The organism is Streptomyces sp. NPDC050264 (genome assembly GCF_040655895.1).
Taxonomy (GTDB): domain Bacteria; phylum Actinomycetota; class Actinomycetes; order Streptomycetales; family Streptomycetaceae; genus Streptomyces.
This window is the reverse complement of the sequence record NZ_JBFAKV010000016.1, coordinates 123432-144031: the sequence shown is the minus strand read 5'-3', so window position 1 is coordinate 144031 and position 20600 is coordinate 123432. Positions and strand designations below refer to the sequence as shown.

Genomic DNA, 20600 nt, shown 5'->3' with positions numbered 1-20600 from the left:
AGAAGCGGCGACTCAGTCGAGGGGAACGGACTTGCGCAGAGGATCGCGCAAGTCCGTTCCGCCGTTCAGCCACTTCTCCTGCAGCGCGGCCGCGCCGTGCACCCGCTTCCACGCCGCCTCGTTCTGCGTCATCGGCAGCAGCGGCAGGAACCGTACGGGGTCCAGCGGCTCGTCCAGGTCCAGGTCCTCGACCAGGCCGCCCGGCTCCGCCACGAGCACCGAGGTGAACGGGGCTCCGGGCCACAGCGCCTCACCGACGTCCAGCGAGGCGCCCGGTGCCACGACGACGCCCTCGACCTGCGGCGACGCGGCCAGTACGGCCAGTGGACGCAGCGCCTTGTCGGTGTCGGCGAGGCCGGCGCGGACCGTCAGGACCAGCTCGGCGCGCGGGCCCTTGACCGGGTCGGCGAGCGCCGCGGTGGGATCGGACATCGGGGACGCGGACATGCCGAGGGTCACGTACCGCACAAGACCCCCGTCACCGTCGCTGCCGCCGTCGGTGAAGCGCAGCACCTCGATCCGGTCCGTACCGAGGAACGTGACCGCCGCGCGCGCGTCCGGTGCGCCCAGGGCCGTGGTCAGGCGGGCTTCCACCAGAGCTAGAACTTCTGCCATCCAGCGAGCATAGAACTCGCCAGCAACGGGTAAAGAAGGGGCTCGCTTCTTCAGTCGGCTGATAGTCTTGGCCGCTGGTCGGGATGGTGCGCAGTGCGCACCCGCCGAGAACTCTCGGAGTCCTCGAAGAACCGACCACAGACGTCCCTCACGGGGGACCGGCCGGAGGAGGTGGGGCTGTCATGGATCGAAGTCGACCGTGCAGTATCACCCGTTCTTCCGGCCTCTAGGCCCGCACGCCACTCCGCAGTCAGCAGAAACCATCTGCTTCCCGGGTTGCCCGCGTATGCCGGAAGAGCGCTTCGTTACCGCCTGATCTTTCCGATCTTCCTGATCTGAATCAGTACGCGAAGCCGCCCAGCGTCGGTGCGGTGCTCCCCGCTTTGTGGACGTGCAGCAGGTCCGATTGGCACGGACGTCCTCATTCCGGGTAGTTCCACCCGCCGCGGCGCGGCTCCCGCCCGCGAAGGAGCCTGCCCATGTCGATGATTCGCGACCTGCGTGCCGCCGTCCGCCCCTCGCTGCGCAAGAGCGTGGCCCCGTACGGCAATGAAGTGCGCAACTCCTACGACTCCACCCGCGACCCCTCGGCCGTCTCCGCGGTCGTCGACTGCGCCGTCTACCGCGACGGGGCCCGCGCCGAGTCCCCCGCCTGCCTCACCCCCCGCGAGGCCCGCCTCCAGGTGCGCCGCGACGGGGGCTTCGCCTGGATCGGTCTGCACGAGCCCACCGAAGCCGAATTCGCCGGTATCGCCGCCGAGTTCGGGCTGCACCCGCTCGCCGTCGAGGACGCGGTGCACGCGCACCAGCGGCCCAAGCTGGAGCGGTACGACGACACGCTCTTCACCGTCTTCAAGACCATCCACTACGTCGAGCACGCCGAACTCACCGCCACCAGCGAGGTCGTGGAGTCCGGCGAGGTCATGTGCTTCACCGGGCGGGACTTCTTCATCACCGTGCGGCACGGCGGCCAGGGCTCGCTGCGAGCGCTGCGCCACCGGCTGCAGGACGACCCCGAGCTGCTCGCCAAGGGGCCGAGCGCCGTGCTGCACGCCATCTCCGACCACGTCGTCGACGGCTATCTCGCGGTCGCCGACGCGATGCAGGACGACATCGACGAGGTCGAGACCGACGTCTTCTCGCAGACCGGCAAGGGCGCGCCGCGCGGCTCCGACGCGGGCCGCATCTATCAACTCAAGCGCGAGGTACTGGAGTTCAAGCGCGCCGTCGCCCCGCTGCGCCGCCCGCTCGCCCTGCTGAGCGAGCGGCCGATGCGGCTGATCGACCCGGACATCCAGAAGTACTTCCGGGACGTCGCCGACCACCTGGAGCGAGTGCAGGAACAGGTCATCGGCTTCGACGAACTGCTCAACTCGATCCTCCAGGCCAACCTCGCGCAGGCCTCCGTCGCCCAGAACGAGGACATGCGCAAGATCACCTCGTGGGCCGCGATCGTCGCCGTACCGACCATGGTGTGCGGTGTGTACGGCATGAACTTCGAGCACATGCCCGAGCTGCACTGGCGGTTCGGCTACCCGCTCGTCCTCAGCGTCACCGTCGCCGCCTGTTTCGCGATCCACCGGACCCTGAAGCGCAACGGCTGGCTGTAGCTACGCTTGCCGCATGACGACTGAACTGCTCGATGCCGCCCTCGTCGAGGAGGCCACCAAGAAGTCCGGGCTCATCTGGGTCCGCGGCGCCGCGGGCACCGAGCGCGCCCTGTGGCACGTGTGGCACGAGGGCGCGGCGCTCGTGGTCGGCGACGGCCCCGGCGAGCAGCCGCTGCCCGATCTCGTCGACGGCGGCGCGGCCACGGTCACCGTACGCAGCAAGGACAAGGGCGGTCGGCTCGTCGGCTGGCAGGCGAAGGTCGTGGAGCTCGGCTCCGGCACGGAGGCCTGGGAGGCGGCCGTCGCCGAGCTGAAGGGGAAGCGGCTGAACGCGCCCGACGCGGAGACGATGCCGCTGCGGTGGGGGCGGGAGTGCCGGGTGCTGCGGCTCGAGCCCGTACTCGGCGCGGCGGTGCTGCCGGCTTCGGGCGGGTCGCTGGCCGCCCCGCCCTTGCCGTCGTCGGCGACCACGCGGAATGCGGTGCCCGCCGGGCTGCCGCGGCTGCTGGCTCGGCGGAAACGGGGCTGAGGACTCGGGGCTTCGCCCTGGACCCCAGTCCTCGATCGCCGGACGGGCTTGAGATACGCGAAGCCGGGCTCGAAGTGCGCGTCTACGACGCCGGGAGGGCTCGGCCGTAGTCCACCGTGTCCGTCGACTTCGGTTCCGTGAGGGTGAAGTCGTGGTCCCAGTCGGTCAGTTGGAGGGTACCCGCGCCCCCGGCCCGTTCCAGGCGCATGGGGTAGGCCGCGCCCTCCAGAGAGACGTCGAGCGTGCCACCGGCTCCCTCGTCGCCGGTGAGCTGGATCGTGCGGGTGCCGCCGGACGAGCCGTGGTCGCCCTTGTTCAGGGTGCCGTGCAGCGTGAGCAGCCCGTCGAGCAGCACGTCCTTGTCCGTGAACGTGCTGAGCCGCTTGTACGCCGGGTCGCCCGTCGGCACCTTCACGTACTTGTCGTCGAGCTTCTGCGCGGCCGCGCCGTCCCCGCCCCCGCTCTTGGCGTCGTCCGAGTGCGTCCAGAAGTCGGCGTCCGCCTTCAGATACAGGTGCTCCCCGACCCGCAGCAGCCGGAACGTACTGCCGCCCGTCGTCACCGACCCCGAGCCGCCGTCGCCCGTCAGCCGCATGTCGAGCTTGTACGTGTGCCCGCCGCTCGCCACCGTCCCGGCGACGTGCACGGTGTCCGCGCCCCGCGCCGCCTTGACCGTACGGTTCTGGATCTTGGCGGGGTCCAGCTTGCCGACCCCGTTGGTGCCCGCGTCCGGATCGTCCCCGCCGCATCCCGCGAGCCCGGCCGCGAGTCCCGTGCACAGCGCGCCGACCAGAAGCGTCCTGCGGGTACGGCGGTCCAGGGAAAGTGCGGTCACGGGCGGGACTACCTCTCGTACGGCATCGGGCTCGGCGGCAGTACGGCAGCGTACCTGTGTCATCTGCGGTTACTCGTACGGGTCCGAGGGGCGACGGACGCAAAGGCGTGTTCGACGGGCAGCGGATAGCCTGATCCACGGATCGCTCGTATATCTCGTATGTCCTGCATTTCTGGATCGGTCGGCACGAAAGGGAGGCGCGAGGAGTGATGGCAGCAGTGGCCCCGCGGATCTTCGTCTCCCACCTCGCCGGTATCGCCGTCTTCGATCCGAACGGGGACCAGGTCGGGCGCGTGCGCGACCTCGTCGCCATGCTGCGCACGGACCGGCGGCCGCCGCGGCTCCTCGGGCTCGTCGTCGAGCTGTCCACGCGCCGCCGCATCTTCCTGCAGATGACCCGGGTGACGGGCATCGAGTCGGGCCAGGTCATCACGACGGGCGTGCTCAACGTCCGGCGTTTCGAGCGGCGGCCCACCGAGCGCCTGGTCCTCGGCGAGATGCTCGACCGGCGCGTGCGGCTCGTGGAGTCGGGCGAGGACGTCACCGTGCTGGACGTCTCCATCCAGCAGCTGCCGGCCCGCCGGGACTGGGAGATCGACCGGATCTTCGTACGGAAGGGGAAGGGCGGCACGTTCCGGCGCAAGGGGGAGGCGCTGACCGTCGACTGGGCCGCCGTCGACGGGTTCTCGCTGGAGGAGCACGGGCAGGGCGCCGAGAACCTGCTCGCCACCTTCGAGCAGCTGCGCCCGGCCGACCTCGCGAACGTGCTGCACCACCTCTCCCCCAAGCGGCGCGCCGAGGTCGCCGCCGCCCTCACCAACGAGCGCCTCGCCGACGTCCTCGAAGAGCTTCCCGAGGACGACCAGATCGAGATCCTCGGCAAGCTGCAGGAGGAGCGCGCCGCCGACGTCCTGGAGGAGATGGACCCGGACGACGCCGCCGACCTGCTCGGCGAACTCCCCGAGGCCGACAAGGAGCGCCTGCTCGCGCTCATGCGGCCCGGCGACGCGGCCGACGTGCGGCGCCTGATGGCGTACGAGGACAAGACCGCGGGCGGCCTGATGACCACCGAGCCGATCGTGCTGCGCCCGGACTCGACCGTCGCCGACGCGCTCGCCCGCGTCCGCAACCCCGACCTGTCGCCCGCACTCGCCGCGCAGGTCTATGTGTGCCGCCCGCCGGACGAGACACCGACCGGCAAGTACCTGGGCACCATCCACTTCCAGCGGCTGCTGCGCGACCCCCCGTACACGATGGTCAGCTCGATCCTCGACGACGATCTGCAGGCCCTCTCGCCGAGCGCCCAACTCCCGGAGATCGCCGGGTTCTTCGCGACGTACGACATGGTGGCCGCGCCCGTCGTCGACGAGGGCGGTTCGCTGCTCGGCGCCGTGACCGTGGACGACGTACTGGACCACATGCTGCCCGACGACTGGCGCGAGCAGGAGTTCCATCTCGCGGGGGACGTGAACCATGGGGAGTGAGGAGCGCGACCCGCGGGCCGTCGCCGACACCCCACGCCGCTCGCGCATCCGGCTCGACCAGCCGCTGCCGCCGCGGCGCAAGATCCTGCCGGACTACGACCCCGAGGCCTTCGGGCGGCTCTCCGAGCGCATCGCGCGGTTCCTGGGCACCGGCCGGTTCATCGTCTGGATGACGGTGCTCATCATCGCGTGGGTCGCCTGGAACGTGGCGGCGCCCGACGCGCTGCGCTTCGACACCTACCCGTTCATCTTCCTGACCCTGATGCTGTCCCTGCAGGCGTCGTACGCCGCTCCGCTGATCCTGCTCGCGCAGAACCGGCAGGACGACCGCGACCGCGTCAACCTCGAACAGGACCGCAAGCAGAACGAGCGGTCGATCGCCGACACCGAGTATCTGAGCCGCGAGGTGGCGGCCCTGCGGATCGGCCTGGGCGAGGTCGCCACCCGCGACTGGATCCGCTCCGAACTGCAGGACGTCCTCAAAGAGCTGGAGGAGCAGCGGCGGGCCGAGGTATTCCCGGCGGACAGCGAGCGCGGACGTGATGTAGACGACCGCTGACGGGGCTTTCCGTGCCCCGGTTACCGCGCCGTACTATCGGTCGTATGGCTACGGAAGACGCGGTGCGCGAAGCACTCGCGACAGTGAACGACCCCGAGATCCAGCGTCCCATCACCGAACTGGGGATGGTCAAATCGGTGGACATCGGTGCGGACGGAGCCGTCGCGGTCGCCGTGTACCTGACTGTCTCGGGCTGCCCGATGCGCGAGACCATCACGGAGAACGTGACGAAGGCGGTCGCCGCCGTCGAGGGCGTCACGCGCGTCGACGTCACGCTCGACGTGATGAGCGACGAGCAGCGCAAGGAGCTGGCCGGCGCGCTGCGCGGCGGGACCGCCGAGCGTGAGGTCCCGTTCGCCAAGCCCGGCTCCCTGACCCGCGTGTACGCGGTGGCCTCCGGCAAGGGCGGCGTCGGCAAGTCCTCCGTGACCGTGAACCTGGCGGCGGCGCTGGCCGCCGACGGCCTGAAGGTCGGTGTCGTCGACGCGGACATCTACGGGCACAGCGTCCCGCGCATGCTCGGCGCCGACGGCAAGCCCACCCAGGTCGAGAACATGATCATGCCGCCGTCGGCGAACGGCGTGAAGGTCATCTCCATCGGGATGTTCACGCCGGGCAACGCGCCGGTGGTGTGGCGCGGCCCGATGCTCCACCGCGCCCTGCAGCAGTTCCTCGCGGACGTCTTCTGGGGCGACCTGGACGTGCTGCTGCTCGACCTGCCGCCGGGCACCGGTGACATCGCCATCTCCGTGGCGCAACTGGTGCCGAACGCCGAGATTCTCGTCGTGACGACGCCTCAGCAGGCAGCCGCCGAGGTCGCCGAGCGAGCCGGGTCCATCGCGGTGCAGACGCACCAGAAGATCGTCGGCGTCGTCGAGAACATGTCGGGCCTGCCCTGCCCGCACTGCGGCGAGATGGTCGACGTCTTCGGGTCGGGCGGCGGTCAGCGGGTCGCCGAGGGGCTGACGAAGACGACGGGTACGAAGGTGCCGGTCCTCGGCTCCATCCCGATCGACGTGCGCCTGCGCGAGGGCGGCGACGAGGGCAAGCCGGTGGTGCTGACCGACCCCGACTCCCCCGCCGGTTCGGCGCTGCGCGCCATCGCGGGCAAGCTGAGCGAGCGGCAGCGCGGTCTGTCGGGCATGTCCCTGGGGATCACGCCGCGCAACAAGTTCTGAGTCCGTACACGTGAGAGCGGGCCGCACCGGTTCATGGGTGCGGCCCGCTCTCACGTGCGGGGTGTGTGGGGTGTGTCAGGCGAGCTCCTCGACGTCCTTGACCTCGGAGAAGCCCAGTCCGTAGGCGCTCATGCCTCTTCCGTACGCGCCCAGGTGCACGCCGCCCTGCGTGGAACCGGCCAGCACCCACCCGTACTCGGACTCGCGGTAGTGGAACTGGGTCGGCACTCCGTCCACCGGCAGCGACAGCGTGGCCCAGTCCGCGGAGCCCAGATCGTCTGCGAGCACCCAGGCCGTCTCGGTCTGCTGGTCCAGCCAGTCGTCGCGCAGGGTGTGGTCCATCTGGCTCGGCCAGGTGTACGAAAGCAGTCCGACCCCGGCGAGCCAGGCCGCCGAGGAGACGGACGTGGCGTCGAGCACGCCCGTGCCGTCGGAACTGCGCCGTACCGGATTCGTGGCCACGGTCACCACGACCGCGAACCGCTCGGTGTCCGCCGTGCCTTCGCTGCGTACCGAGGGCTCGTCACCGTGCCCGATCGAACCGTGCTCGACGGTCCCGTCCGCCGTGGTGCCGACCTGCATCAGCCAACGCGGTCCCGTGAAGGCCTCGTCGAGGCCGTACCACGGGAAGGGCGCCAGCAGGTAGCCGTCGACCGTGCGCCGGGCCGTGGGAGCCTCACCGGCTCCCCCGGTGGCCGGCGCCTGCGCGCCTACCCGACTCGTCGTCTCCATGTACCCGGCCGCCTCCTCGCTCTCGTACGAACCGGAGCGGCCCGCCCCCCTCGGGCGTTCTCAACGCCGGTCCGCGCAACAACAAGGCAGGATGCCACACCGGGTCAAGGCAACCCGGTTCCAGCCCGTGTGGTTCAGGTCGCGTCGGCGTCGAACGGCGGGCGGTCGTCGGCGGGCTTCTCCGGCCGCTTCTCCATGTCGGGGCGCTTGCGCATGTCGATGCTCTTGCCGGAGTTGCCGCCGCTGCCGGAGGAGGTGGTGGTCGACGACGAGGCGGCGGAGCCGCCGTCGTCCAGCTCACCGACGGTGTGCACCGCGTCGGTGAGGTCGGCCATCTCCTTCTTCAGGTCGAAGCCGTTACGGATCTCCTTGAGCCCCAGCTCGTCACTGTCCAGCTGCTTGCGGATGAACGTCTTGGGGTTCAGGTCCTCGAACTCGAAGTCCTTGAACTCCGGGCCCAGTTCACTGCGGATGTCTTCCTTCGCACTGTCCGAGAACTCCCGGATCTTGCGTATCGTGCGCGAGACGTCCTGGATGAGCTTCGGGAGCTTGTCGGGGCCGAAGACGAGTACGGCCAGCACGACGAGCGTGACGACCTCCAGTGGGCCAATGTCGTTGAACACCTTGCACTCCTAGCGTGTCCTCGGCCCGCGGTCGGTCTTCAGTAGCAGGTCTTCGGCAGGGTCCGGCATCGGACCGGGTCCACGGTACCCGGCGATGCTGTCCGTCCGGTAGCCACTGGGCTACGTCCAGGATCACGCAAGCGGCACTTCGGCGGGTCAGTTCCCGTCGGCGGAGCCGAGGACGAGAGTCGCCTGCCGCTCCTTTCCGCCCCGTTCGACCGTAAGGGCCAGTTTGTCCTTGGGGCGGTGGGCCCGGATCTTGACGATCAGCTCCTCGCCGGTGTGCACGCGGACGCCGTCGACCTCGGTGATCACGTCGCCGGGCTCGATGCCCGCCCTGTCGCCCGGGCCTCCGGGGCTGACCGCCGAGCCGCCGTCGTTGCCCTTCGTGCCGACGCGGGCGCCGTCGCCCGAGTAGTCCATGTCGAGCGTGACGCCGATCACCGGGTGCGTGGCCTTCCCGGTGTTGATGAGCTCCTCCGCGACGCGCTTGGCCTGGTTGATCGGGATCGCGAAGCCGAGGCCGATCGAACCGGACTGGCCGCCGTCGAGGTCCGAACTGCTGTCGGCGGAGCGGATGGCGCTGTTGATGCCGATGACCCGGGCCTTCGAGTCGACGAGCGGGCCGCCGGAGTTGCCCGGGTTTATCGGGGCGTCGGTCTGCAGCGCGTCCACGTAGCTGACGTCGGTGCCGTCGCCCTTCTCGCCACCCGCCGTGATGGGGCGGTCCTTGGCGCTGATGATGCCGGAGGTGACCGTGTTGGCCAGGTCGAAGGGGGCGCCGATGGCCACGACGGGGTCGCCGACCTGCACGCTCTCCGAATTTCCGAGCGGCAGCGGCTTGAGGCCGCGGACGCCGGTGACCTTGATGACAGCGAGGTCGTAGCCACTGTCATGGCCCACGACGTCGGCCTCCGCGCTCTGGCCGCCCGCGAACGTGACCGATATCTGGCCGTCGGAACCCGCCGGGTCCACGACGTGGTTGTTGGTGAGGATGTGACCGCGGTCGTCGAGCACGAACCCGGTGCCCGTGCCCTGCTCCGACGAGCCCTTGGTGTGGATCGTGACGACTCCGGGCAGCGAGCTGGCGGCGATGCCCGCGACGCTGCCGGCGGCCCGGTGCGTGGACTCGGCGCCCGCCTGCGGGAGTTCGACGTCCGTGCCGCCGTTGCGCTCCAGGTAGGACCCGATGGCGCCACCCACGACCCCGGACACGATCGCGACCAGCACGGCCCCGAGCGCCACCGCCCGCCGCCCGCGCCGCGGCCGCCCCTCGCCGCCCCCACCACTCCCGGACAGCCCCACGGGCCCGGCCCACGGGTCGTACCGCTGCCAGGGCCCTCCGGGGGCCTCGGGATGGATGGCGCCGTGGTGCGGCACCGGCGCGGGATACGCCTGGGCCACGCCGCTTTCCGGGAGGGACGCGAGCGGGGCCGGAGGCGGGCCCGACTGCTGGGCCGCGCCGGGCGCGCCGGGGTAGGTCTCCTGCTGCGCGGCCGAAGGAACTGGCCGGCCGTGTGCCGTACCCGCGGGCTGCTGCGCGGGCGAAGGAGTCGGCGTGCCATGGGCCGGAGTGGCCGCCGGGTGCTGCGCGGACGGAGGACTCGGCGTGCCGTGGGCCGGGTGCTGCACGGGCGGAGGAGTCGGCGTGCCGTGGGCCGGGTGCTGCGCGGGCGAAGGAGTCGGCGTGCCGTGGGCCGGAGTGGCCGCCGGGTGCTGCACGGGCGGCGCGAGCGCCCACGGCCCCGGCTCGCCGTACGGCGGCGTGCTGTACGGGTCGGGATCGTGCAACGGCCGCGGAGCGTCACCCGCCGGAGCCGGACGATACGCATCCGGCACGGCATCCACGACGTCTGCGGGCTGCGCGGGGGCCGCGCCGGGCTTTCCGGCGAGGTCTTGCGCGGGGTCGGCGGGGAGGGCCAGGTCATACGCGTCCCGCCCGGCGTCGGCCACACCCGCGGGCTGCGCGGGGGGCGCGCCAGGGCTCCCCGCGCGATCCTGATCGGGGTCAACGGGGAGGGGCAGGTCGTACGCGTCCCGCCCGGCGTCGGCCACACCCGCGGGCTGCGCGGGGGGCGCGCCAGGGCTCCCCGCGCGATCCTGATCGGGGTCAACGGGGAGGGGCAGGTCGTACGCGTCCCGCCCGGCGTCGGCCACGCTCGCGGGCTGCGCGGGGGGCGCGCCAGGGCTCCCCGCGCGATCCTGATCGGGGTCAACGGGGAGGGGCAGGTCGTACGCGTCCTCGGCCGGGCCGGGGGCGGGGACCGGGGCCGCGCTGTCCGCCGCTGCGCCGCCGGAGGCAGACGCGGGGGCGGGCAGGTGCCAGTCGCCGTCTTCCCCCGGGGTCGGTCGGGGGCGGCTCCACCACTTGGCCTTTGCGGGCTTGCCCTCGTCCATGTCCCGCCGCTCTCCCCGAACCCGGCCCGCGGCACCACACCGCGGACTCCTCACCAGGATTCAACCAGGTTCGACGGGTCGGGCGCAGGGGGCGTCAGCGGACCGAGGACGACCGGGAGGACAAGGTCGGCAAGGATGCCGAAGCCGTGGCCGACCCGGCCGGTGTCCCATCGAACGCGGTCGCCTCGGACGCCCCGTGCGGCTCAAGAGCCACCGCGACCGTGGGCGAAGTCGCCGCCGGACGTATCAGCGGCGACATACGCGCCGCCCCGGACAGCAACGGAGTCGAGAACGGATAGCTCGCGCTGTCCGCATAGCCGCCACCGGGCAGCAGCGGCGCGCTCGCCCGGACCGAGGAGATCGGTGCGGTCAGGGCACCGCCGCTCTGGCCGAGCAGCGGGGAGAGCGACCTGCGCCGCTGGGACTCGGGCGTCGACGTGGCGCCGGAGACCTGGCTGCGCAGCGGCAGAGCATTGCTGCCGGAGCCGCCTCCGCGCGCGTCGGAACTGACGACCGGGGCGCCGGCCGTGACCCCGCCGAGCGCGATCGCGGCGAGCGACACCGCTCCGGCGGCGGCGAACGCGAACCGGCGCCCACGGGAGGCCCGGTCGCTGTCGTGCCGGTCGGGGCGGCCCACTTCGTGGATCCGGAAACCGCGCTGGTCGCTGGGGAGCACAGCGGCGTGCGCGCCGGACGGCGCGTAGCCGAAGGGCTCGGGGTCCACGGCGAAGACGCCTCTCCCGAAACCGGGCCCGCTACCGAAGGCCCGGCCACTGCCGAAGCCTCCTCCTCCGAACGGCGGTGAACCCCCGTCGCTGTCACCTTCGGCGGGCAGCCCCTGGAGGCGGGCAAGGAAACTTTCGGAGGGCGGCGGTGGGGCCGCCTCGGCGAAGACACTCTTGAGGCGGCGCTGCGCGTCGGCCTCGGCCTTGCATTTGGGACAGGTCGCCAGGTGCGCGAGAACGCGCTCGCGGGCATCGTGGTCCAGCTCGCCGTCGACCAGGGCGGCCAGCCGGTCCCCCAAATGCTGGTCGGCCGCGGTCTGTTGGCGCTCGGCAGGATTGAGACGTGCTCCACTCACGCGGTCGCGCCCCCTCCTCCTAGGAGGGGGATCCCCCCCGTGGTCGCGAGCGTACGGCGCTCGGCGCGGGCCTCGGGCGAACGGTGCTGCAGCGCCTTGCGCAGCTGCGAGCGGCCGCGGTGGATACGGCTGCGGACCGTGCCCAGCTTCACGCCCAGGGTGGCGGCGATCTCCTCGTACGAGAGGCCTTCGATGTCGCACAGCACGACTGCGGCACGGAACTCGGGCGCCAGCGTGTCCAGCGCCTGCTGGACGTCGGCGTCGAAGTGCGCGTCGTTGAACACCTGCTGTGGCGACGGCTCGCGGCTGGGCAGGCGCTCGGCCGCGTCGTCCCCGAGCGCGTCGAAGCGGATGCGCTGCTTGCGGCGGACCATGTCCAGGAAGAGGTTCGTGGTGATGCGGTGCAGCCAGCCCTCGAACGTGCCGGGCGTGTACGTCGACAGCGAGCGGAAGACGCGGACGAAGACCTCCTGCGTGAGGTCCTCGGCATCGTGCTGATTACCCGTCAGGCGGTAGGCGAGTCGGTAGACACGGGTGCTGTGCGTGCTGACGATCTCCTCCCAGGTGGGCGGAGTCCACGCCTGCGATTCCGCGTCAGCGGCAAAGGTCGCGGTCTGCTGCGCGGAGTCAACGGTGCGGAATCGGTCAGCGGTGTTGGTCACGGATTTCGGCTCACCCGCCGACCTGAGAAAGCGCCGCAGCACTCCTCCCCGATCCACAGGCGCAGCCGCACCTCCCCTATCGGCTCTGGTGGTGTCCAGTGGAGCCCCTACCATAGCCACCTCGCCCGTTAGCTCCGGATAAGCGTTTTTACTCAGATTTGCCGGTCGGCTCCCGGCCGCCCGGCCGACCACCGACTTCGTCGCTGTCGCCATCCCGCTGTCCCCCGCTTCAGCCTGCTCTTTCCCCCTGCCTCTCTAAACGCCCGGTCCCATCTGCGAGTTCCCGGCGTCAACGGATAAAGTCACGCGCAGGCAACCACGGGGACAGGAGAAGGCCATTACCGGCAACCGGCAGACGAGCTGGGCGTTCGCCGACGCCTTTGTCGCCGAGGACGACGCTGTGCGCTGGGCCCGTGACAGGGCTCGGGAAGCGGGGCTTCGCTCGGTGTCCCCCGGCGCGGGCGCCGCGCTGCGGTTGCTCGCTGCCACGGTGGGGGCGAAGGCCGTCGCAGAGATCGGGACGGGCACCGGCGTGTCCGGAATCCATCTGCTGCACGGGATGCGGGCCGACGGCGTCCTGACCACGGTGGATCCCGAGCCGGAGCAGCAGCAGTTCGCCCGGCAGGCGTTCCGGGCGGCCGGCTTCGCCAGCAATCGGGCCCGGTTCATCCCCGGGCGCGCTCTCGACGTGCTGCCCCGTCTCGCGGACAGCGGGTACGACCTGGTCTTCTGCGACGGCGATCGCATGGAGAGCCTGGACTATCTCGCTGAATCGTTGCGCCTGCTCCGGCCCGGTGGGCTGGTCTGTTTCGAGGGCGTCTTCGCCGACGGCCGGACCGTGGACGCGGGTCCGCAGCCGGTGGAAGTGGTGCGGTTGCGCGAGCTGTTGCGGGCGGTACGGGAGAGCCCCGAGCTCCTGCCGACGCTACTGCCGGTCGGGGACGGCCTACTCTGCGCCGTCAAGCGCTGAGCCCCGGCGAGGTCCCGCCGGGATCCCGGTGAGGTCACCCCGCGGCCCGGCCGAGGCCCCGCGGAGATCCCGATGGAGTCACTCTGCGGCTCCGTCGAGGCCCCACCGGAATCTCGGCGGAGTCACTCTGCGGCCCCGCCGCGACCCGGCTACGGGCCGCTGATACCCCGCCGCGGTTCCGCCGACCCTCGCCGCACACCGACCGAGCCCCGCCGCAAATCCGTTGTGGACCCGCCCGGGACCCCGCCAAAACTCCGCGGGGCCCCACCAAAGTCCCTGCCAGGATCCCGCCGCAGATCCGCCGACCCACCGAGACTCCGCCGAGCCCACAGCAGGCCCGTCGGACCCCTGCCCCAGTCCTACCGCAGACCCGCGGGGCGCCTCGCCAAAGCCCCGCCGCGGCCCCGCGGAGATGCCGGTGAAGTCACGCTGCGACTCCGCCGCGATCCGGCTACGGGCCCCTGAGACCCTGCCGCGGTTCCGCCGAGCCCCGGCTACGGGCCCGTTGTAGACCGACTCCGCCGAACCCCGGCTACGGGCCCCTGAGACCCCGCCGCGGTTCCGCCGAGCCCCGCCGCAGGCCCGTTGTGGACCGACTCCGCCGAACCCCGGCTACGGGCCCCCGAGACCCCGCCGCGGACCCGCCGCAGGCCCGTTGTAGACCGACTCCGCCGAACCCCGGCTTCGGGACCCCTGTGACCCTGCCGCGGTTCCGCCGAGACACGCCGCCGGCCCGTTGCGGACCGACTCCGCCGCGATCCGCCTGCGGGATCGCCGAGACCTGCCGAGCCCCGCCGCTGGGCCCGTTGCGGACCCGCCGACCACCGCCACAGCCCCGCCAAGATCCCGCCGCCGACCCACTGAGACTCCGCCGAGGCCCGCCGCAGACCCGCCGAGCCCACAGCGCGCCCCCTGGGCCCCCGCCCGCCGGCCCGCCGGAACCCCCCGCCCCGTAATCGCCACAGGCCTGCTGAGGCCCCGCCCCAGACCCGCCAGGGCACCGCCGAGACCCCGCCCCAGACCCGCCAGGCCTCCGCCAAAACCCCGCCGACAGGCCGCTGCCCGCACCTCCGCGCCGGGGCATGCGACTGCCCCGGCACCGTGATGTGTGCCGGGGCAGTCGAAAAGGTATGGTCGCTTCCGCGTCAGCCGACGACCTTCTTCAGCGCGTCACCGAGGGCATCGGCCTCGTCGGGCGTCAGCTCTACTACGAGCCGACCGCCGCCTTCGAGCGGAACGCGCATGACGATGCCCCGCCCCTCCTTTGTCACCTCGAGCGGGCCGTCACCCGTCCGCGGCTTCATGGCCGCCATGCTCGTTCCCCTTCCTGAAACCAGCTCATCGTCAGCCGACGGCCCTCTGGACGGGCACACCTCACCGGCATCGAACACACATTGCTTCCTGGCCATTATCCCGCATCGCGGGACCCGATGACCAACATCAGTCCGCATCGCTTACGCAACGCGCTTGAGCAAAACCACTCAATTCGGCGATGTGACTGCGATACTGCGCCGCTCACGCGCCCCTTCCACAAGGAAATTGTTTGACGCAGGTCACATGCCGGGGGTGCGCCAAGTGCCGTGATCTCCGTCATGCTGAGCACGGACGACTAAGCAACCGCATAGTAGGAGGAGTGTCATGGCCGACACCGTGCTCTACGAGGTGAGCGACGGGCTCGCGACGATCACGCTGAACCGCCCCGAGGCGATGAACGCGATGAACACCGAGGCCAAGGTCGCCCTCCGCGACGCGGTGCAGGCGGCTGCCGACGACCAGACGGTGCGGGCCGTGCTGCTGACGGCGGCCGGGGACCGCGCGTTCTGCGTCGGGCAGGACCTCAAGGAGCACGTGGGCTCCCTGGTGGCGGACCGGGAGGCCGGCTCGGGGCAGACCATGAGCACCGTGCGGGAGCACTACAACCCGATCGTGCGGGCGCTGACCGGCATGGCGAAGCCCGTGGTGGCCGCGGTGAACGGCGTGGCGGCCGGCGCGGGCCTGGGCTTCGCGCTCTGCGCGGATTACCGGATCGTGGCGGACACGGCGTCGTTCAACACCTCCTTCGCCGGTGTCGCACTCACCGCGGACTCCGGTGTGTCGTGGACACTGCCGCGGCTCGTCGGACCGGGTCGGGCCATCGACCTGCTGCTGTTCCCGCGCACCATCTCGGCGCAGGAGGCGTTCGAGATCGGGGCCGTGCACAAGATCGTGCCCAGCGACGAACTCGCCGACACAGCACGCAAGTTGGCCCTGATGCTCGCCTCGGGGCCGACCGTCGCCTACGCCGCGCTCAAGGAGTCGGTCGCCTTCGCCGCGGACCACTCCCTGGACGAGGCCCTCGAGAAGGAGGACGAGCTGCAGGAGCGGGCCGGCGCCTCCGAGGACCACACCATCGCCGTGCACGCCTTCATCGCCAAGGAGAAGCCGAACTACCTGGGGCGCTGAGCCGCGCTCAGGCCTTGGTGCGGGTTGTGCACGCCGCCAGGTGGTCGTCGACCAGCCCGCACGCCTGCATCAGCGCGTACGCCGTCGTGGGGCCGACGAAGCGCAGGCCGCGCTTCTTGAGGGCCTTGGAGAGGGCGGTCGACTCCTCGGTGATCGCCGGTACGTCGGCCACCGTCCTCGGCGCCGGCCGGCCGGCCGCGTCGGGGGCGTGGGACCAGATCAGCTCGTCGAGTTCGCCGGGCGACCAGTCCGCGAGCACGCGCGCGTTGGCGAGCGTGGCGTCGACCTTGGCTCTGTTGCGGATGATGCCGGGGTCGGCGAGGAGTCGCTCGCGGTCGGTGTCCGTGAAGGCCGCCACCTCCGCGATCTTGAAGTCGGCGAACGCGACACGGAAGGTCTCGCGGCGGCGCAGGATCGTGATCCAGGACAGGCCCGACTGGAAGGCCTCCAGCGACAGGCGCTCGAACAGCGCGTCGTCGCCGCGGACCGGGCGGCCCCACTCCTCGTCGTGGTACGCGACATAGTCCTCGGTCGACAGGCCCCAGGGACAGCGCAGTCTGCCGTCGGGGCCGGGCACGGCGCCGCCCGTCGGCTCCTCGCTCACCGGAAGTCCCCCGTCTCGCCCTGGTACCCGCCAGGCGGCGCGTACCCCGTGTCGGGGCCGCGGTTCACCGGGTGCCGGGTCTGCGCGTGGGCGGCGGCGAGGGCGGACTCCAGCTCGGCGATCCGGGCGTCGCGCTCGGCCAGCTCGGCCCCGACCCGGTTCAGCGCGTCGTCGACCTCGGCCATGCGGTAGCCGCGCACCGCCGTGGGCAGCCGCAGCTCGTCCACGTCGGCGCGGGCCAGCGGGCGGTCCTGGGGCAGCGGGTCCGCGTAGAACTGCGCCGGCTCGTCGCGCAACGCACCGCCGTCGCCCCCGCCGAGGACCGCGAGCGTCACCGCCGCGACCACCACGACGAGCGCGGCGACCAGAAACAAGAACATGACCATCGCTGCCGTCCCCTGGGCTCGACCGGGCCGGTACCTGCGTACACGGGCATCCCGAAACCGTCAGGCTCCGATCGTGCCATGCCGCACTGACGGTTAAGGTCTCAGGCGACCGTTGAAGTGGGATCCAGAGGAGAGTCACAGGGATGCTCAGGCTGGGCCGGCGCGAGTTCGACGCGCACGAGCCGGTGATCATGGCGATCGTGAACCGGACCCCGGACTCCTTCTACGACCAGGGCGCCACCTTCCAGGACGAGCCTGCGCTGGCCCGGGTCGAACAGGCGGTGGCCGAGGGCGCCGCGATCGTCGACATCGGCGGGGTGAAGGCGGGCCCCGGCGAGGAGGTCGACGCCGAGGAGGAGGCGCGGCGGACCGTCGGGTTCGTCGCCGAGGTCCGGCGCCGCTTCCCCGACGTGATCATCAGCGTGGACACCTGGCGGCACGAGGTCGGTGAGGCCGTGTGCGAGGTGGGCGCGGATCTGCTCAACGACGCGTGGGGCGGCGTCGATCCGAAGCTCGCGGAGATCGCGGCGCGCTACAAGGTGGGCATGGTGTGCACGCACGCGGGCGGGGCCGAGCCGCGGACGAGGCCGCACCGGGCCACGTACGACGACGTGATGGCGGACATCCTGGATGTGACGGTCGAGTACGCGGAGCGGGCCGTCGCGCTCGGGGTGCCGCGCGAGTCCGTGCTGATCGACCCGGGGCACGACTTCGGGAAGAACACGCGGCACTCGCTGGAGGCGACGCGGCGGCTTCCGGAGATGGTGGAGACCGGCTGGCCGGTGCTCGTCTCACTGTCCAACAAGGACTTCGTGGGCGAGACGCTCGACAAGCCCGTCAAGGAGCGGGTCATCGGGACGCTGGCGACGACGGCGGTGTCGGCGTGGCTCGGGGCGCAGGTCTACCGGGTGCACGAGGTCGCCGAGACCCGCCAGGTCCTCGACATGGTGGCGTCCATCGCGGGGCATCGGCCCCCGGCGGTCGCCCGCCGGGGACTCGCGTAGCCCCAAGTGCCTTACTTGCCGGTCTCCTTGGTGACCAGGCTGATCGCCTCTTCCACGTCGTCCGTGACGTGGAACAGGAGCAGGTCGACCTCGCTCGCCTTGCCCTGGGCGATCACCGTGTTCCTCAGCCAGTCGACCAGGCCGCTCCAGTACTGCGTACCGAAGAGGACGATCGGGAAGCGGGTCACCTTGGTGGTCTGGACGAGGGTGAGCGCTTCGAAGAGCTCGTCCAGGGTGCCGAGGCCGCCGGGCAGGACGACGAAGCCCTGGGCGTACTTCACGAACATGGTCTTCCGTACGAAGAAGTAGCGGAAGTTCAGGCCGAGGTCGACGTACGGGTTGAGGCCCTGCTCGAAGGGCAGCTCGATGCCGAGGCCGACCGAGATGCCCTTCGCCTCCACGGCGCCCTGGTTCGCGGCCTGCATGGCGCCGGGGCCGCCGCCCGTGATGACCGCGAAACCGGCCTCCACGAGGGCCTTGCCGATCTCGACGCCCGCCGCGTACTCCGGTGAGTCCACCGGGGTGCGCGCGGAGCCGAACACGCTGATCGCGGGCGGCAGTTCGGCCAGTGTGCCGAAGCCCTCGATGAACTCCGACTGGATGCGCAGGACCCGCCAGGGGTCGGTGTGCACCCAGCCCGAGGGTCCTTCTGTGTCGAGCAGACGCTGGTCACTCGTCCCGGGCTGCACCTGGTCGCGGCGACGGATCACCGGTCCTGTCCGCTGCTCCTTGGGATGCCGCTTGCCCTCCGGGTTGCTCATGGTCCGCTCCCTCCATGCGCAGGTATCGCGCGCTTACGTAGAGCAAGGGTAGGTCTACGCGGGTTACATGCGAGGGACCTCGGAGTGTCAGCTGGTGAGCCAGGCGGCCAGGCGCTCCTCCGCCTCCAGGATGAGCGCTGTGTCGACCCGCTCGTCGATCTTGTGGGCGAAGATCGGGTTGCCGGGCCCGTAGTTCACCGCGGGGACGCCGAGGGCGCTGAAGCGGGACACGTCCGTCCAGCCGAACTTGGGGCGCGCCTCGCCGCCCACGGCTGCCAGGAAGGCCGCGGCGGCGGGGTGGGTGAGGCCGGGCCGGGCGCCGCCCGTGTGGTCGTCCACGACGAACTCGTCGATGGGGCAGCCGGCGAAGAAGTCGCGGACGAACTGCTCGGCATCCTCCATCGACCGGTCCGGCGCGTAACGGAAGTTGACCGTGACGGCGCACGCGTCGGGGATGACGTTCGTGGCGACGAAGCCTTCGACGCGTACGGCGTTGAGGCCCTCGTGGAACTCCAGGCCGTCGACGACCGGCTTGCGCGGCTCGTAGGCGGCCAGCCTCTCCAGGATCGGGGATGCCGCGTGAATGGCGTTCTTTCCCATCCACGCGCGCGCGGAGTGGGCCCTTTCGCCCTTCACCTTCAGGATGACGCGCAGCGTGCCCTGGCAGCCGCCCTCGACGAGGCCCTCGGTGCCCTCCAGGAGGATCGCGAAGTCGCCCGCGAGCCAGTCCGGGTGGGCGTCGGCGACGTGCCCGAGGCCGTTGAGGTGCGCGGCGACCTCTTCGTTGTCGTAGAAGACGAACGTGAGGTCGCGGTTGGGCTCGGTGACCGTCTGGGCGATGCGCAGTTGGACCGCGACGCCCGACTTCATGTCGCTCGTCCCGCAGCCCCACAGGGTGCCGTCCGCGTCGAGGCGCGAGGGCACGTTGCCGGCGATCGGGACCGTGTCGATGTGGCCCGCGAGGATGACCCGCTCGGCGCGGCCGAGGTTCGTGCGGGCCACCACGTTGTTGCCGTACCGGTCGACCGTGAGGTGCGGAAGGGGGCGCAGGGCCGCCTCGACGGCGTCGGCGAGCTCTTTCTCGCTGCCGCTGGGCGACGGGAAATCCACCAGTCGGGCGGTGAGGAGAGCGGCGTCCTGCGTGAGGTCGAGAGAGGTGCGGTCCATGCCGCCGACCCTATCTCCAGGGCCGGAACCGGCATCGGGCAGCCGTACGGACGGTCACTCGATCAGGGCACGTCGATCATGTTTGCCGGGCCGTCGGCGGAGACGTTCGGGCCGCGGGCGGCCCAGTGCGCGATTTCCTTGCCGTCAGGGAGGCGGAAGGGTTCTTCGGCGTCGCGACACCCATGCGTTTTGCCTGCTTTTATCCGCAGCCGATTATGCGACGCATTACCAACCCTTTGCGTTGCCGACCCGCAACCTTCATGGGCCCTGGGGCTGTTGTCACGGCGTCCGATCGCCGCACGGCAGCCGGACGACCAACGTTCTCTCCCGTCAAAGGAGCACCATGTCCCTCCCCCTGACCCGCCGGATCGCCCGCGTCGCGCTGCTCGTAGCGGCGGGAGCGGCTCCCGTGGTCGGTGCGGCCGGTTCCGCGAGCGCTGCCGGACTCCCGGCCACGCCGGACCTCGGTGGCGTGACCGCGCTGGACGGCGCGAACCTGGGCAACACCGTCGACGGCGCGACCCAGAACGTCAGCGGTCTCGCGGGTGAGACCGGCAGCAAGGCCGTGAAGAAGGCCGTTCCCGCCGCCGGCAAGACGGTCGGCAAGAGTGCCAAGACCGCCACCCCGGCGGCGCAGAGGGCCGCGGGCGACCTGGCCGGCAGCGCCGGTGACGTGGTCGGCGAGACCGCCGGTACGGCGACGGACGGCGGGCTGCCCACCGACTCCCTGACCAAGGGCGGCCTCCCGGCCGCCGGTAACGGTCTGCCCACCGACCAGCTGCCGGTCAAGGGCCTGCCGCTCGGCTGATCACCCTGGTGACGCCGACGGGGGTGGGGGGGGGGGGGGGGGCCCCCCCCCCCCCCCCGCGGGGCCCCGGCCCCCCCGGGGCGGGGGCGCCGGGGGGGCCCAGGACGAAGCGGACGACCCCCGCCAGGCGCCCGCGGCAGGCCCCCCGCCCCC

21 protein-coding genes are annotated in these 20600 nt (G+C 71.5%); 9 read left to right on the top strand and 12 right to left on the bottom strand.

Translation table 11 applies throughout. From position 1 onward, the window contains the following. Positions 1–12 precede the first annotated feature (12 nt). Positions 13–615 carry a suppressor of fused domain protein gene (locus tag AB0J02_RS26990; RefSeq protein ID WP_363196358.1) on the bottom strand — a complete coding sequence of 201 codons (603 nt, stop codon included), beginning with the start codon at positions 613–615 and terminating at the stop codon, positions 13–15. 479 nt (positions 616–1094) lie between these two features. Between AB0J02_RS26990 and AB0J02_RS26985 the strand changes: the two genes are divergently transcribed. Then, positions 1095–2225, top strand: a complete 1131-nt coding sequence (locus AB0J02_RS26985) for a magnesium and cobalt transport protein CorA (protein ID WP_363196357.1) — start codon at positions 1095–1097, stop codon at positions 2223–2225. A gap of 13 nt (positions 2226–2238) precedes the next feature. Next, positions 2239–2754 (top strand): hypothetical protein, encoded by a 516-nt coding sequence (locus AB0J02_RS26980; protein WP_363196356.1) that lies wholly within the window; start codon positions 2239–2241, stop codon positions 2752–2754. 82 nt (positions 2755–2836) lie between these two features. Here AB0J02_RS26980 and AB0J02_RS26975 read toward each other — a convergent pair whose 3' ends face one another. Beyond that, positions 2837–3589, bottom strand: coding sequence for a hypothetical protein (locus AB0J02_RS26975; RefSeq protein WP_363196355.1), 753 nt, complete (start codon positions 3587–3589; stop codon positions 2837–2839). 209 nt (positions 3590–3798) lie between these two features. On the opposite strand from AB0J02_RS26975, the gene AB0J02_RS26970 reads away from it, so the two are divergent. Genes AB0J02_RS26970 through AB0J02_RS26960 form a run of 3 tightly spaced genes read left to right on the top strand, consistent with a single transcriptional unit; the run spans position 3799 to position 6810 of the window. After that, entirely contained in the window at positions 3799–5073 is a 1275-nt protein-coding gene (locus tag AB0J02_RS26970; RefSeq protein WP_363196354.1) for a CBS domain-containing protein, read from the top strand. Further along, positions 5063–5632: a DUF1003 domain-containing protein gene (locus AB0J02_RS26965; protein ID WP_363196353.1), complete on the top strand. Its 570-nt coding sequence runs from the start codon at positions 5063–5065 to the stop codon at positions 5630–5632. Before AB0J02_RS26970 ends, AB0J02_RS26965 begins: the two co-directional genes overlap by 11 nt. A gap of 44 nt (positions 5633–5676) precedes the next feature. Then, the gene (locus tag AB0J02_RS26960; RefSeq protein WP_363196352.1) at positions 5677–6810 is read left to right on the top strand and encodes an Mrp/NBP35 family ATP-binding protein; all 1134 of its coding nucleotides are present in this window, start codon (positions 5677–5679) and stop codon (positions 6808–6810) included. 75 nt (positions 6811–6885) lie between these two features. On the opposite strand, the gene AB0J02_RS26955 is transcribed toward AB0J02_RS26960, so the two are convergent. The 5 genes from AB0J02_RS26955 to sigE form a co-directional block, all read right to left on the bottom strand. Continuing rightward, complete coding sequence (locus AB0J02_RS26955; protein ID WP_363196351.1) at positions 6886–7542, bottom strand: hypothetical protein; 657 nt, start codon at positions 7540–7542, stop codon at positions 6886–6888. Positions 7543–7676: 134 nt separating this feature from the next. Beyond that, positions 7677–8165 (bottom strand): sec-independent translocase, encoded by a 489-nt coding sequence (locus AB0J02_RS26950; RefSeq protein WP_363196350.1) that lies wholly within the window; start codon positions 8163–8165, stop codon positions 7677–7679. A gap of 156 nt (positions 8166–8321) precedes the next feature. Next, entirely contained in the window at positions 8322–10562 is a 2241-nt protein-coding gene (locus AB0J02_RS26945; RefSeq protein WP_363196349.1) for a trypsin-like peptidase domain-containing protein, read from the bottom strand. Between the two features lie 94 nt (positions 10563–10656). Continuing rightward, positions 10657–11643, bottom strand: a complete 987-nt coding sequence (locus AB0J02_RS26940) for a zf-HC2 domain-containing protein (protein ID WP_363196348.1) — start codon at positions 11641–11643, stop codon at positions 10657–10659. Then, the gene (gene sigE / locus AB0J02_RS26935; protein ID WP_363196406.1) at positions 11640–12419 is read right to left on the bottom strand and encodes an RNA polymerase sigma factor SigE; all 780 of its coding nucleotides are present in this window, start codon (positions 12417–12419) and stop codon (positions 11640–11642) included. The genes AB0J02_RS26940 and sigE overlap by 4 nt, the downstream gene beginning before the upstream one ends. 157 nt (positions 12420–12576) lie before the next feature. On the opposite strand from sigE, the gene AB0J02_RS26930 reads away from it, so the two are divergent. Beyond that, positions 12577–13275 (top strand): O-methyltransferase, encoded by a 699-nt coding sequence (locus AB0J02_RS26930; RefSeq protein WP_363196405.1) that lies wholly within the window; start codon positions 12577–12579, stop codon positions 13273–13275. A gap of 1145 nt (positions 13276–14420) precedes the next feature. Here AB0J02_RS26930 and AB0J02_RS26925 read toward each other — a convergent pair. After that, on the bottom strand, positions 14421–14588 hold the full coding sequence (locus AB0J02_RS26925) for a DUF3117 domain-containing protein (RefSeq protein ID WP_003966491.1): 168 nt from the start codon (positions 14586–14588) through the stop codon (positions 14421–14423). Between the two features lie 325 nt (positions 14589–14913). Between AB0J02_RS26925 and AB0J02_RS26920 the strand changes: the two genes are divergently transcribed. Beyond that, complete coding sequence (locus AB0J02_RS26920; RefSeq protein WP_363196347.1) at positions 14914–15717, top strand: enoyl-CoA hydratase-related protein; 804 nt, start codon at positions 14914–14916, stop codon at positions 15715–15717. Between the two features lie 7 nt (positions 15718–15724). On the opposite strand, the gene AB0J02_RS26915 is transcribed toward AB0J02_RS26920, so the two are convergent. Both AB0J02_RS26915 and AB0J02_RS26910 read right to left on the bottom strand, forming a co-directional pair. Next, entirely contained in the window at positions 15725–16321 is a 597-nt protein-coding gene (locus tag AB0J02_RS26915; RefSeq protein WP_363196346.1) for a DNA-3-methyladenine glycosylase I, read from the bottom strand. Beyond that, a complete protein-coding gene (locus AB0J02_RS26910) occupies positions 16318–16707 on the bottom strand; it encodes a DivIVA domain-containing protein (protein WP_363196345.1) in 390 nt (129 codons plus the stop codon). Before AB0J02_RS26910 ends, AB0J02_RS26915 begins: the two co-directional genes overlap by 4 nt. Positions 16708–16850: 143 nt before the next feature. Here AB0J02_RS26910 and folP point away from each other — a divergent pair, with 143 nt between their 5' ends. Continuing rightward, positions 16851–17711: a dihydropteroate synthase gene (gene folP / locus AB0J02_RS26905; RefSeq protein ID WP_363196344.1), complete on the top strand. Its 861-nt coding sequence runs from the start codon at positions 16851–16853 to the stop codon at positions 17709–17711. 11 nt (positions 17712–17722) lie between these two features. Here the strand turns inward: folP and AB0J02_RS26900 are convergent, their stop codons facing one another. Then, positions 17723–18472, bottom strand: coding sequence for a TIGR00730 family Rossman fold protein (locus tag AB0J02_RS26900; RefSeq protein ID WP_363196343.1), 750 nt, complete (start codon positions 18470–18472; stop codon positions 17723–17725). 87 nt (positions 18473–18559) lie between these two features. Then, complete coding sequence (dapE, locus tag AB0J02_RS26895) at positions 18560–19639, bottom strand: succinyl-diaminopimelate desuccinylase (RefSeq protein WP_363196342.1); 1080 nt, start codon at positions 19637–19639, stop codon at positions 18560–18562. Between the two features lie 343 nt (positions 19640–19982). Between dapE and AB0J02_RS26890 the strand changes: the two genes are divergently transcribed. After that, entirely contained in the window at positions 19983–20447 is a 465-nt protein-coding gene (locus AB0J02_RS26890) for an ATP-binding protein (RefSeq protein ID WP_363196341.1), read from the top strand. Positions 20448–20600: the final 153 nt, after the last annotated feature.

Coding starts and splice junctions, on each gene's coding strand:
- AB0J02_RS26945 (WP_363196349.1), bottom strand. CDS start 10,562: ATGGACGAGGGCAAGCCCGCAAAGGCCAAGTGGTGGAGCCGCCCCCGA.
- sigE (WP_363196406.1), bottom strand. CDS start 12,419: ATGGTAGGGGCTCCACTGGACACCACCAGAGCCGATAGGGGAGGTGCG.
- AB0J02_RS26960 (WP_363196352.1), top strand. CDS start 5,677: ATGGCTACGGAAGACGCGGTGCGCGAAGCACTCGCGACAGTGAACGAC.
- AB0J02_RS26965 (WP_363196353.1), top strand. CDS start 5,063: ATGGGGAGTGAGGAGCGCGACCCGCGGGCCGTCGCCGACACCCCACGC.
- AB0J02_RS26900 (WP_363196343.1), bottom strand. CDS start 18,472: ATGAGCAACCCGGAGGGCAAGCGGCATCCCAAGGAGCAGCGGACAGGA.
- AB0J02_RS26920 (WP_363196347.1), top strand. CDS start 14,914: ATGGCCGACACCGTGCTCTACGAGGTGAGCGACGGGCTCGCGACGATC.
- AB0J02_RS26910 (WP_363196345.1), bottom strand. CDS start 16,707: ATGGTCATGTTCTTGTTTCTGGTCGCCGCGCTCGTCGTGGTGGTCGCG.
- AB0J02_RS26970 (WP_363196354.1), top strand. CDS start 3,799: ATGGCAGCAGTGGCCCCGCGGATCTTCGTCTCCCACCTCGCCGGTATC.
- dapE (WP_363196342.1), bottom strand. CDS start 19,639: ATGGACCGCACCTCTCTCGACCTCACGCAGGACGCCGCTCTCCTCACC.
- AB0J02_RS26980 (WP_363196356.1), top strand. CDS start 2,239: ATGACGACTGAACTGCTCGATGCCGCCCTCGTCGAGGAGGCCACCAAG.
- AB0J02_RS26890 (WP_363196341.1), top strand. CDS start 19,983: ATGTCCCTCCCCCTGACCCGCCGGATCGCCCGCGTCGCGCTGCTCGTA.
- AB0J02_RS26990 (WP_363196358.1), bottom strand. CDS start 615: ATGGCAGAAGTTCTAGCTCTGGTGGAAGCCCGCCTGACCACGGCCCTG.
- AB0J02_RS26955 (WP_363196351.1), bottom strand. CDS start 7,542: ATGGAGACGACGAGTCGGGTAGGCGCGCAGGCGCCGGCCACCGGGGGA.
- AB0J02_RS26925 (WP_003966491.1), bottom strand. CDS start 14,588: ATGGCGGCCATGAAGCCGCGGACGGGTGACGGCCCGCTCGAGGTGACA.
- AB0J02_RS26985 (WP_363196357.1), top strand. CDS start 1,095: ATGTCGATGATTCGCGACCTGCGTGCCGCCGTCCGCCCCTCGCTGCGC.
- folP (WP_363196344.1), top strand. CDS start 16,851: ATGCTCAGGCTGGGCCGGCGCGAGTTCGACGCGCACGAGCCGGTGATC.